Source organism: Pseudomonas sp. GW821-FHT02H09 (genome assembly GCF_059421425.1).
In genome coordinates this window covers 118,252-130,280 of sequence record NZ_JBWKVA010000022.1, presented here as the reverse complement: position 1 = coordinate 130,280, position 12,029 = coordinate 118,252, and the positions used below count along the sequence as shown (strand labels likewise).

The following is a 12,029-nucleotide window of genomic DNA, read 5'->3' as shown; positions in this document are numbered from 1 at the left end:
GGCAAGTACTGGCCACCGGTCGGTCGGGTCGACAACGTGTTCGGCGATCGCAACCTGATCTGCGCCTGCCCGTCGATCGAAAGCTACGCTTAAACCAATGAGGGGGCGACTTGCTCGCCCCCTCATGGTCACCACAATACCCTGTGGGAGCGAGCTTGCTCGCGATGGGGCCGTGTCAGTCGACGTCAATGCTGCCTGTCACACCGCTATCGCGAGCAAGCTCGCTCCCACAAGGATCTTTGCCAATTCTCAGAATCTGCGTCGATCCTCATAACAAGAAACCGGAGAACAACCATGTCGTTAAGCGTGTTCGACCTGTTCAAGATTGGCATCGGCCCCTCCAGTTCCCACACCGTCGGCCCGATGCGTGCCGCTGCGCGCTTCGTCGAAGGCCTGCGTCGTGAAAACCTGCTGGCGGCAACCACCTGCGTCAAAGTCGAGCTGTACGGCTCGCTCGGCGCTACCGGCAAGGGCCACGGCAGCGACAAGGCCGTGTTACTGGGCCTGGAAGGTGAACACCCGGATACCGTGGATACCGAGACCATTGCTGCCCGCCTGCACGAGATTCGCAGCAACGGACGCTTGAACCTGCTCGGTGAACACAGCATAGAATTCAACGAAAAACTCCACTTGGCGATGATCCGCAAACCCTTGGCCTATCACCCCAACGGCATGATCTTTCGTGCCTTCGATGCCGCCGGTTTGCAGGTTCGTAGCCGCGAGTATTATTCGGTCGGTGGTGGCTTCGTCGTCGATGAAGATGCTGCGGGCGCTGACCGCATTGTCGAAGACAGCACGCCGCTGACCTTCCCGTTCAAGAGTGCCAAGGACTTGCTCGATCATTGCACCACCTACGGCCTGTCCATCAGCCAGGTGATGCTGACCAATGAAAGCGCCTGGCGCCCGGAAGCGCAAACCCGTGCCGGCTTGCTGAATATCTGGCAAGTGATGCAGGACTGCGTCGCCGCCGGTTGCCGCAACGAGGGAATTCTGCCCGGCGGCTTGAAGGTCAAACGCCGTGCGGCAGCGCTGCATCGGCAATTGTGCAAGAGCCCCGAAGCCTCCCTGCGCGATCCACTGTCGGTACTCGACTGGGTCAATTTGTACGCCTTGGCGGTCAACGAAGAAAACGCCAACGGCGGTCGCGTGGTCACTGCACCGACTAATGGCGCAGCAGGGATAATTCCTGCGGTTTTGCACTACTACATGCGCTTTATCCCGGGAGCCAACGAAGACGGTGTGGTGCGTTTTCTGCTCACCGCGGCGGCCATTGGCATTCTATACAAGGAAAACGCCTCGATCTCCGGCGCCGAAGTCGGCTGCCAGGGCGAGGTCGGTGTCGCCTGCTCAATGGCCGCCGGGGCACTCTGCGAAGTGCTGGGCGGCACCGTGCAGCAAGTGGAAAACGCCGCCGAGATCGGCATGGAACACAACCTCGGACTGACCTGCGACCCCATTGGCGGCCTGGTTCAGGTGCCGTGCATCGAGCGCAACGCCATGGGCTCGGTAAAAGCCATCAATGCGGTGCGCATGGCCCTGCGCGGCGACGGTCAACACTACGTCTCCCTCGATAAGGTCATTCGCACCATGCGCCAGACCGGCGCCGATATGAAAAGCAAATACAAGGAAACCGCCCGCGGCGGTTTGGCGGTCAACATCATTGAGTGCTGATGCGAGCCTGGCTGCATCAGTGCATTTTTTCAGGAGCTGAACATGTCCACCGAACAACTGTTGAAAACCCCGCTGCACGCCCTGCATCTGGAGCTCGGCGCGCGCATGGTCCCATTCGCCGGTTACGACATGCCGGTGCAATACCCGCTGGGCGTGATGAAAGAACACCAGCACACCCGTGATCAGGCCGGGTTGTTCGATGTCTCGCACATGGGCCAGATTCGCCTGACCGGCGCCAACGCCGCGAAGGCACTGGAGACCCTGGTGCCGGTGGACATCATCGACCTGCCGGTGGGGATGCAACGTTATGCGATGTTCACCAATGAAACCGGCGGCATACTCGATGACCTGATGGTCGCCAACCTCGGTAACGATGAACTGTTCCTGGTGGTCAACGCCGCCTGCAAGGATCAGGACCTCGCGCACCTGCGCAAATACATCGGCGACCAGTGCGAGATTCAGCCACTGTTTGAAGAACGCGCCCTGCTCGCGCTGCAAGGCCCGGCGGCGGTAACGGTACTGGCACGCCTGGCACCTGACGTGTCGAAAATGACCTTCATGCAATTCACCAGCGTGAAGTTGCTGGGCGTGGACTGCTACGTCAGCCGTTCCGGCTACACCGGTGAAGACGGTTTCGAAATCTCCGTACCGGCCGCCAACGCAGAAGCCTTGGCCCGCGCACTGCTGGCCGAACCGGAAGTGGCAGCAATCGGCCTCGGCGCTCGCGACTCGCTGCGCCTGGAAGCCGGCCTGTGCCTCTATGGCCACGATATGAACACCGAGACCACGCCTATCGAGGCCAGCCTGCTCTGGGCCATCTCCAAGGCTCGTCGCGCCGATGGCTCCCGTGCCGGTGGCTTCCCTGGCGCAGAAACCGTGTTCACTCAGCAGCAAGCCGGTGTGAGCCGCAAACGGGTCGGCCTGTTACCTCAGGAGCGCACGCCAGTGCGTGAAGGCGCAGAAATCGTCAACGAAGAAGGCACAGTGATCGGCAGCGTGTGCAGCGGCGGCTTTGGACCAACATTGGGTGGCCCATTGGCCATGGGTTACCTCGACAGCCACTACATGGCACTTGATACATCCGTCTGGGCAATTGTACGTGGGAAAAAGGTGCCTATGAATGTAAGCAAAATGCCATTTGTTCCACAACGCTACTATCGCGGTTGATTGACTGTTTCTATAAGTAACGCGGTTGCGTTAACAGTGCACTAATCTGTAACGCAACCGCCACCAAACAGTGCATGCGGCTGGCTATAAATTTCGATAATGAACTTGGTTTATAACGATCGAAAACAATTGAACAGCTCTATCGAATAAGCGACATCGCCAGTCTGTAAACGACCCCACGCTGAGTAAAACCGCGGCTTCTGAGGGCTTGTTTTTTCTCCCTTAGTTGGCGTAGAGTTTCTTCACTGTGTTTGCATGGGTCGCTTGGAACCGTGACCTGGGCAGTAGCCATAAGTTTGCTACAACCCGTTCGACGTCTCTTACTTTCCTGCAACCAGCCCCAGTACTCTTTCATTAGAAAGAGGCTGTCATTAATTTTTGCGTCAAAGGAAATAAGAAATGTCCCAACGTCAGAGCGGTACCGTCAAGTGGTTTAACGACGAAAAAGGTTTTGGTTTTATCACTCCAGAAAGCGGTCCGGATCTGTTCGTCCATTTCCGCGCGATTCAGGGCAGCGGCTTCAAGAGCCTGAAAGAAGGCCAGAAAGTGACTTTCGTTGCCGTGCAAGGCCAGAAAGGCATGCAGGCTGACGAAGTACAAGCAGAAGGTTAATCCCGACTGCAACAAAAAGCCCCTGATGCTGACATCAGGGGCTTTTTTGTGCGCGCAATTCCGTAAAATGGCTTTTTTCAGCCGAGAGTCCTGTCATGTCGAAACACCTGCTAAGCCCTCAAGGCGACTTTCCCGCCGCAGGCCTGGGCCGCCGCCTGGCAGCGATGTTCTATGACTTCCTGTTGTGCACCGCCCTGCTGATCGTCACCGGAGGCATTTACAAGATGGTGCAAATGGCGATCATTGGCGAAGCTAAAATGCGCGCCCTGACAGATGCCGGTGCACTGGACGGTGATCCGCTGCTATCAACGATTTTGTTTTTCGTCCTGTTCGGCTTCTTCGCCAAATTCTGGTCCTGGTCTGGCCAGACCCTTGGCATGCAAGTCTGGTGCATTCGCGTACAGAACCCCGACGGTACAGCTATCAGCCTGTGGCAGGCCTTGCTGCGCTTTGTCGTGTCGATTGCTTCGCTGCTTTGTGTAGGTTTGGGTTTCATCTGGTCGTTGTTCGACAAACAGAAACGCAGCTGGCACGACATCTACTCAAACAGCCAGTTGGTGCGGATTCCGAAGAAGACGAAGTAGCTTCAGGTCGATGTACATAAAACCTGTAGCTGCCGCAGGCTGCGATCTTCTGATTTTGAGTACATATCCATTTCTGCGGTAACGGCTGTCTGGGATTGGGTACATATCCGTTTCACGCAACGCCTGCGTTCGGCCTCTGGGAAAGGGGCAGGCAGATCCAAAGCAAAGCAAAGCAACAGCAACGGCAAGATCAAAAGATCAAAAGATCGCAGCCTGCGGCAGCTCCTACAGGGAATCGCGTGCGCGTAAGCTCAGGCCGGCCGGTCGGCCGCCTCGCTTTTGATCTTGATGCACCGCCCCCTCGAGAGGCCGAGTAGAGGTTCTGCGCAGTGGGCAACCCGGCATGGATGCCGGGTTAGCCGCCCCCGGCCATGGATGGCCGATGGCGGCGGGCCCACGGAGCAGGACCGGAGCGAGGGCACCCTGAGCCTAGGCGAAGGGCCGAACGAAAGGGGCAAAAGCCCTTGGTTACTTGGGGCTTTTCCAAGTGACCCGCCGTAAGGGCGGAACCTAAAGTGGCCGTTACCGCAGAAACGGATATGTACACCAGCAAGAGATTGGTCGGCTGTCAGGCCGCCATCGCGAGCAAGCTCGGCTCCCACATTTGATCGGCGTATATCCGCAGGAGACAGGCCGGCTGTCAGGCCGCCTTCACGGGCAAGCCCGCTCCCACATTTGATCTGTGTACATCCGCAGGAGCCAGGCCGGCTGTCAGGCCGTCATCGCGAGCAAGCTCGGCTCCTACAGGGATCAGGCATTGCCCGCCAGCTTCATGCGTGCAGCCTGGGTAAAATCGAGCATGCGCTTGAGCGGACGAATGGCCTGGGGAATCAGCGCCGGGTCAACGAAGATCTCATTGGCCCCCTCTCGCAGGGCCTGTAGCGTGCGTTCAAGGGTATTCATCGCCATCCACGGGCAATGCGCGCAACTGCGGCATGTCGCACCGTTACCGGCCGTTGGCGCCTCGATGAAGACCTTATCGGGGCACAGCTGCTGCATTTTGTAGAAAATGCCGCGGTCGGTGGCCACGATAAACGTCTTGTTTGGCAGTTTTTGCGCAGCTGCAATGAGCTGACTGGTAGAACCCACTGCATCGGCCAGTTCGATGACCGAAGTCGGCGACTCGGGGTGAACCAGAATCGCCGCATCCGGATACAGCGCCTTCATGTCTTCGAGCTGCTTGGACTTGAACTCTTCGTGAACGATGCAGGCACCGTCCCAGAGCAACATGTCGGCACCGGTTTGGCGCTGGATATAAGTGCCCAGATGCTTGTCCGGGCCCCAAATGATCGTCTCACCGTTATCCATCAGGCTCTCGACGATTTCCAGTGCACAGCTGGAAGTCACGACCCAGTCAGCGCGGGCTTTGACGGCCGCTGAAGTGTTGGCATACACCACCACCGTGCGCTCAGGGTGCTGATCACAAAACGCCGAGAACTCGTCCACCGGGCAACCCAGGTCCAGCGAGCAGGTCGCTTCCAGGGTCGGCATCAGCACACGCTTTTCCGGATTGAGGATTTTCGCGGTCTCGCCCATGAATTTCACTCCGGCGACCACCACAGTCTTGGCCGGATGGGCGTTACCGAAGCGGGCCATCTCCAACGAGTCGGACACACAGCCGCCGGTTTCTTCGGCCAGAGCCTGAATGACCGGATCGCAATAGAAGTGGGCAACCAGTACAGCGTCCTGAGCCTTGAGCTCAGCAGCGATGGCAGCACGGTAATAGGCTTCCTCTTCGGCGCTTAGCGGTTTGGGCTGTTTGGCGTCGAGGTGGGCTTGAACCAGAAGGCGTTCGGAAATTTGCGTCATGTTCGCAAGACCTGCAAGCGCTAGTGCGCGAAAGTCGAGTATACCACCGGCTCTGGACCGTTCAGGGTACCGCCGGGAGAGTGGGTCCATCAGGCATGGACAGTATTGCAGCTGCGCAAGGCTACAGAATATCCGCTGGATTCAAAAGATGATTCTGACCTGCGTAAAACAGTGAAGCGCCCTGATTGGACAGCGATAAAATCCAGGGCAAAAAAAAATCTGGAAATCCTCACTTTCGTGGGCCTTCCAGATTTTCAAACATCTACATCTAAAATGGTGGGTCGTGTGGGATTCGAACCTACGACCAATTGGTTAAAAGCCAACTGCTCTACCAACTGAGCTAACGACCCGCTGTGTGGTGGCGCGTATAATACTGATTTTTAACGGGAATTCAACACCCTAAATGAAATAAATCAAAAATAACGTGTTGGGTCGCTGATTCCCGCCGCAGAGAAGCCTTCAGCACGCAGACGACAACTGTCACATTTCCCACATGCGCGACCGTTATCATCCGCCTGATAGCAGGACACCGTCAGCCCGTAGTCGACGCCAAGTCGTACACCTGCCTTGACGATATCGGCCTTGCTCAAGTTCTGCAGCGGTGCCTGGATACGGAAGCCCTGCCCTTCTACCCCGGCCTTTGTCGCCAGGTTAGCCATACGCTCGAATGCCTCGATGAACTCTGGACGACAATCCGGGTAACCGGAATAGTCCACCGCATTGACGCCTATAAAGATGTCCCGCGCGCCGAGCACTTCCGCCCAGCCAAGAGCGAGCGAGAGGAACACGGTATTGCGCGCCGGCACGTAAGTCACCGGAATGCCTTCGCTTGGCGCTTGCGGCACATCGATAGAGCTGTCGGTCAGAGCCGAGCCACCAATGCCGTTCAGATTCAGACCGATCACCTTATGCTCGACGACGCCAAGATCCCGGGCGACCCGAGCAGCGGCATCCAGCTCGGCCCGATGACGCTGACCGTAGTCGAAGCTCATGGTGTAGCAGCTGTAACCGTCGGCGCGTGCCATGGCCACGACAGTTGCCGAGTCAAGGCCGCCAGACAGCAGAATTACCGCACGCTTCTCATTAGATAGCTGTTGATTCATTTGCTCAGTCATTTCAGCGCCCCGGCTCGTCATTCCAAAGATATTTATGCAGCTGCAGTTGCAGGCGCACTGGCAGGTTGTCCGCAACAACCCAGTCAGCCAGGTCGCGAGCATTCAAGTCATGATGGCTGGGCGAGAACAATACTTCGCCGGCACGCCGATCCAGACCGTACTGAATCAGTTTGGACACTGCCCAGTCGTAGTCTTCACGAGAACAGATGACAAACTTGACCTGATCGTTTGGCGTCAGCAGCTCGATGTTTTCATAGCGGTTACGCTGAGCCTCTTTGGAGCCAGGTGTTTTCAAGTCGACAACCCGACTGACCCGCAGATCGACCGCAGAAATATCCAGAGCGCCACTGGTTTCCAGCGACACCTGGTATCCGGCATCACACAGCTGCTTGAGCAAAGGAATGGCATTGGGTTGCGCCAACGGCTCACCGCCGGTCACACAGACATAGCGCGGGCGGTAGCCGGCAACCTGTTCGAGGATGCTGTCCAGGGACATGATCGAGCCACCGCTGAAAGCGTAGGCGCTGTCGCAGTACTGACAACGCAATGGGCAACCGGTCAGACGCACAAATACTGTGGGCAGCCCGGCAGTCCGCGTTTCACCCTGCAACGAGTAAAAGACTTCGGTGATTCTCAATGTGTCTTGCATAGTCGCCACGGGCGTAACAGCTAAACAGGCTGTCCGCCTCCGTCAGGCACTTCAAGGAACCCCGCAACCGCGCGAATCCCAAGAAGCGTGTTTCATAAAAAGGGTATGAATTCTAACGAAAAAACCCGCAATGGGCGCGGGTTTCTTCAAAACGGCGTAACTATTTCTACAAGCTACATGCTTACATACGTTGCAAGTCACGCTGGGCCAGCTGAGCGGCGGAAGTGCCCGGATACTGGCTCACAACCTGCTGCAGAATGCCTTTGACCTTATCGGTGTGACCCAGTCGGCGCTCTACATCAGCAAGCTTGTACAGCGAATCCGGCACTTTGGCGTGCTTGGGGTACAGCTGGCTAACCTTGGCAAAAGCCTGACCGGCACCTTGCAGGTCGCCCTTGGCCAGGTTCACTTCACCCAACCAGTATTGAGCGTTGCCCGCATACTGGCTGTTCGGGTATTTGCGCAGGAATGCGGCGAAGGCTTGGCTGGCCTTGTCGAAATCCTTGGCCTTGATCAGGTCGAAGGCTGCGTCGTAATACAGCTTTTCCTTCGCCGGATCACCCGGTTCGCTACTTGCTGCAGGAGCCTGAGTGGCAGGCGCTGCAGCTGCACCGGCGGCATTGACATCGCCACCAGCAGAAGAATTATCAGGAGCCGCGGCAGGTGCGCCGCCGGTTCCAATACGCCGATCAAGATCCTGGTATCGCTCCAGGTTTTCCTGCTTCATGCGCGCAACATCATTTTGCAGAACTTCAATCACACCTTGTTGCCGGGCGATTTGCTCCTGCATTTGTTGCAGTTGGTTGAACAGCTCACCCTGTGCCGAGACAGGAGCCGAAACCCCTCCCCCGGCATAGGCGCCGTTCGTACCGTAACCCGCAGGCGGATAACTGCTCCCGCTATTGTTATAACCGGAGTTGTTGTCATCGACCACAGGAACCGCAGCCCACACCGCAAGCGGCATGAGGCTGAGAGCCAAAACAGTTACAGCACGACGGCACGTTCGCATGACGAATTACTTACGCAGTTCGACGCGACGGTTTTGAGCCCAGGACTGCTCGTCGTTGCCGGTAGCAACTGGACGCTCTTCGCCGTAGGAAACCAGTTCCAGCTGAGCTGGGGAAACACCTTGCAGTACCAGGTAGCGCTGAACGGCTTTCGCACGACGCTCGCCCAGTGCCATGTTGTACTCACGAGTACCACGTTCGTCGGTGTTGCCTTCCAGAACAACGCGAGCGCCGTTTGCTTTCAGGTCTTTGGCGTGAACGTCCAGAGCGCGCATGGCTTCTGGCTTCAGGTCCGAGCTGTCGTATTCGAAGTAGAAGGTAGTGATTGCGCGCAGAGCAGCTTCTTCGCTCAGGGAGCCATCCACAGCACCAGTGTTAGCGCCGTAACCAGCGTTTGGATCAACAGCGCCTGCACCGGCGTTGTCGCCGCCTTTGGACGAGCAACCTACAGCTACAGCCATGGCCAGAGCCAGCGCAGCAAACTTACCAAACTTCAGCATTTCCATCGTGAAACTCCTAATGAACCCCAATGTGTTAAGTACAACGTGTAGCGCCGCGTCAGTTCAGGTAAGGGGACCAGGAAGGTTCTCTGACTTCGCCTTGAGCGGTAGGAAGCGGGAGCCTTACGCGTCCATTAATGGACACGAGCATCAAGACTCCCCGGCCCTGCTGGCGGGTGGCGTAGATTACCATGGTGCCGTTGGGCGCGACAGTAGGCGACTCGTCCAGAGTGCTATCAGTTAGGATTTTTACGCTACCGCGTTGCAAATCCTGAGCCGCCACCTTGAAATTGGTGAAGCCATCCTGACGGTGAATCATGACAAGCGTTTTCTCGTCTGCTGACAATTTCGGGTTGGCGTTGTAGTTACCGATAAAGGTCACACGCTCCGCACCGCCGCCACCTGCGCTGGTTTTGTAGATCTGCGGCTTGCCGCCACGGTCCGACGTGAAGTAGATGGTTGAACCATCCTTACCCCAGAACGGCTCGGTATTAATGCCTGGACCACTGGTGACGCGAGTGATCTGACGCGACCCCAGATTCATTACATAAACATCCGGATTACCGTCTTTGGACAGTACAAAAGCCAGTCTCGTGCCATCCGGCGACCAGGCTGGCGCGCCATTGAGGCCTTCAAAGTTGGTGATCTGCTCGCGGCGACCAGTATCGATGTGCTGAACGAAGATGCGCGGGCGCTTCTGTTCGAACGACACGTAGGCAATACGCTTGCCATCAGGTGCGAAACGCGGCGACAGGATTGGCTCGCGCGATTGCAACAAGGTCACTGCGCGCGCGCCGTCATAGTCGGAACGCTGCAAGGTGTAACGCGTGTTGCTCACCGAAAAACGCTCGGCAGTCACGTACAGCATGCGCGTCGAGAAAGCACCTTTGATGCCGGTAAGCTTCTCGAACGACTGGTCAGCAATGTAGTGAGACATGTCGCGCAGTTGATCGACGCTGCCTGACACGCTGCCGGTCAGCACTTGCTGCTCGGTGGCGACGTTGAACAGTGCGTACTGCACCTGCAGGCGACCGCCGGCAGGAACAATGCTACCGACCATGATGTACTGGGCACCAAGAGCCTTCCAGTCACGATAAATGACTTCGCTGGCCTGAGTCGGCAGACCGATCATGTTCTGCTTCGGAATTGGCGAGTAATAACCCGAGTTGCGCAGGTCATTACCGATGATTTCCGCCATGTCGTCCGGCAGCACGCTGCCGCCCTGCCAACCGAATGGCACTACTGCAATCGGCGTGGCCCGGTCACTGCCACTGGTGACCAGAATGTTTTTTTCATCCGCTGCCGCTATCCCTGCCATGCAGCAAATAACGACAAGCAATCCTCGAAGAAGGTTTCTCACAAGGCTAGATCCTCAGGTGTGAATGTCATCTTGAATGAACGATAGGGAGCGAAATCGCTTGGTTTCATTCCCTGCATTTCTGTCAAACGACCAATGTTCTTGACCGCCGCTACAGCAGAACTGTCGAACGGACCATCACCACTGGACCTGGCCACAGTCACCGAAGTCACCGTACCGTCCGGCAACATGCCAATCTGCAGTACTACCGTCATGTTCTTGCGTGCCGAAGGAGGTCGTGCCCAACCTTCCGCTGCCCGAGCACGAATCAGATCGTCGAAACTGCCGGCGACTTCATCGCCCCGCTCATCGGCCAGGGCTTGTTGACGCTGTGGTTTGTCGGAAAGCAAATCAGCCAGGGCCTGAGCCTTTTTCTCTTCGGTCGATTTACGCGCCGCGTCAGTTGCCTTTTTCTTGGCAGCATCGGCAGTAGCTTTCTTCTTCGCATCCTCGGCGATTTTCTTCTTCGCCTCGTCCGCTTCAGCTTTCTTCTTGGCGTCGTCCGCGGCTTTCTTCTTCGCGTCTTCGACAATTTTTTTCTTGGCTTCCTCAGCGACCTTTTTCTTGGCCTCTTCTTCAGCCTCTTTCTTGGCTTCCTCTTCAGCCTTCTTCTTGGCTATATCAGCCAATTGTTTCTCTTCAACCTTTTTTGCTTCTGCAGCCTTCTTGGCATCGTCGGCTTTCTTGGCTTGTTCAGCCTTCTTCGCCTCATCCGCCTTCTTGGCTTCATCCGCCTTCTTGGCCTCGTCGGCCTTTTTCGCTTCCTCGGCCTTTTGAGCTGACTCTTCTTTCTTTTGTTCCGCAGCCTTTACCGCTTCCTGCTCAACCTTCTTCTGTTCCATCTGTTCGACTTCGGTCTGACGTGCGGCGGATTTCTTCGCCTCACCCGCAATCTTCTGATTGGTCTGGGTAGTTGCCTGACTTTTCGATTTCAGTTGATACAGGGTCGCCTGGACAATCGGCTTGGCTGGCGGCAAGTCCGGGGTCATGGCGAAACTGACGAACAGCATGCCAAACACCAGAACGTGCAGGGCTAATGCCCAAACGCTAGGCCAGAAGTAGCTTTCCGAGGCGGACGGCTCTCGCTGTTGGTGCATCAGGGCGCCTCGGTAATCAAGCCAACATTACCGACCCCAGCTTTCTGCAGCCCACCCATTGCCCCCATCACGGAGCCATAATCGACGGTTTTATCGCCGCGGATGAAGACCTGGGTACGCTTGCCACCTTCTGTACCGGCGCGAATGATCTTGGTCACGGCGTCGGTCATCTGCGGCAAGGTCATCGCCTTGTCCTGCTGCTTGTCGGTGTTGACTTCGCTGCCAAGGTTCCAGTAATAGGTCTTGTCAGCCTTGATCGAAATGGTCAGGACCTGAGTGTTGTTGTCTTGCGGCAAGGCTTCGCTGGAAACCTTGGGCAGATCAACTTTCACGCCCTGATTGAGCATCGGTGCGGTCACCATGAAGATGACCAGCAGCACCAGCATCACGTCGATGTAAGGCACTACGTTCATCTCGGCAACCGGCTTGCGCTTTTTGCGAGCTCGAGCGATTAAAGCCAT

13 protein-coding genes and 1 tRNA gene are annotated in these 12,029 nt (G+C 56.8%); 5 read left to right on the top strand and 9 right to left on the bottom strand.

Annotated elements, in window-relative coordinates; genetic code table 11:
- The 5 genes from AC07VR_RS25720 to AC07VR_RS25700 all read left to right on the top strand — a co-directional run.
- A partial coding sequence (locus tag AC07VR_RS25720) for a hypothetical protein (protein WP_495012952.1) occupies positions 1-93 on the top strand: 93 nt, incomplete at its 5' end.
- A gap of 201 nt (positions 94-294) precedes the next feature.
- Complete coding sequence (locus AC07VR_RS25715) at positions 295-1,671, top strand: L-serine ammonia-lyase (protein ID WP_495012949.1); 1,377 nt, start codon at positions 295-297, stop codon at positions 1,669-1,671.
- A 42-nt stretch (positions 1,672-1,713) separates the two neighbouring features.
- On the top strand, positions 1,714-2,838 hold the full coding sequence (gcvT, locus tag AC07VR_RS25710) for a glycine cleavage system aminomethyltransferase GcvT (RefSeq protein ID WP_495012948.1): 1,125 nt from the start codon (positions 1,714-1,716) through the stop codon (positions 2,836-2,838).
- Positions 2,839-3,237: 399 nt separating this feature from the next.
- Positions 3,238-3,450 carry a cold-shock protein gene (locus tag AC07VR_RS25705; RefSeq protein ID WP_105346577.1) on the top strand — a complete coding sequence of 71 codons (213 nt, stop codon included), beginning with the start codon at positions 3,238-3,240 and terminating at the stop codon, positions 3,448-3,450.
- A gap of 95 nt (positions 3,451-3,545) precedes the next feature.
- Positions 3,546-4,034, top strand: a complete 489-nt coding sequence (locus tag AC07VR_RS25700; protein ID WP_494992095.1) for an RDD family protein — start codon at positions 3,546-3,548, stop codon at positions 4,032-4,034.
- 750 nt (positions 4,035-4,784) lie between these two features.
- Here AC07VR_RS25700 and nadA read toward each other — a convergent pair.
- The 9 genes from nadA to tolR form a co-directional block, all read right to left on the bottom strand.
- Positions 4,785-5,843, bottom strand: a complete 1,059-nt coding sequence (nadA, locus tag AC07VR_RS25695) for a quinolinate synthase NadA (protein ID WP_494992094.1) — start codon at positions 5,841-5,843, stop codon at positions 4,785-4,787.
- Between the two features lie 274 nt (positions 5,844-6,117).
- Positions 6,118-6,193: transfer RNA gene (locus AC07VR_RS25690), tRNA-Lys, on the bottom strand.
- Positions 6,194-6,256: 63 nt separating this feature from the next.
- Positions 6,257-6,946, bottom strand: coding sequence for a 7-cyano-7-deazaguanine synthase QueC (gene queC / locus AC07VR_RS25685; protein WP_494992093.1), 690 nt, complete (start codon positions 6,944-6,946; stop codon positions 6,257-6,259).
- Positions 6,947-6,959: 13 nt separating this feature from the next.
- A complete protein-coding gene (gene queE, locus AC07VR_RS25680) occupies positions 6,960-7,607 on the bottom strand; it encodes a 7-carboxy-7-deazaguanine synthase QueE (protein WP_494992092.1) in 648 nt (215 codons plus the stop codon).
- A gap of 181 nt (positions 7,608-7,788) precedes the next feature.
- Entirely contained in the window at positions 7,789-8,616 is an 828-nt protein-coding gene (gene ybgF / locus AC07VR_RS25675; RefSeq protein ID WP_494992091.1) for a tol-pal system protein YbgF, read from the bottom strand.
- A 6-nt stretch (positions 8,617-8,622) separates the two neighbouring features.
- A complete protein-coding gene (gene pal / locus AC07VR_RS25670; RefSeq protein ID WP_123426662.1) occupies positions 8,623-9,120 on the bottom strand; it encodes a peptidoglycan-associated lipoprotein Pal in 498 nt (165 codons plus the stop codon).
- 52 nt (positions 9,121-9,172) lie between these two features.
- The gene (tolB, locus tag AC07VR_RS25665; protein WP_494992152.1) at positions 9,173-10,432 is read right to left on the bottom strand and encodes a Tol-Pal system beta propeller repeat protein TolB; all 1,260 of its coding nucleotides are present in this window, start codon (positions 10,430-10,432) and stop codon (positions 9,173-9,175) included.
- Between the two features lie 38 nt (positions 10,433-10,470).
- Complete coding sequence (tolA, locus tag AC07VR_RS25660; RefSeq protein WP_495012947.1) at positions 10,471-11,568, bottom strand: cell envelope integrity protein TolA; 1,098 nt, start codon at positions 11,566-11,568, stop codon at positions 10,471-10,473.
- Entirely contained in the window at positions 11,568-12,020 is a 453-nt protein-coding gene (gene tolR / locus AC07VR_RS25655; protein ID WP_494992151.1) for a protein TolR, read from the bottom strand. Before tolR ends, tolA begins: the two co-directional genes overlap by 1 nt.
- Positions 12,021-12,029: the final 9 nt, after the last annotated feature.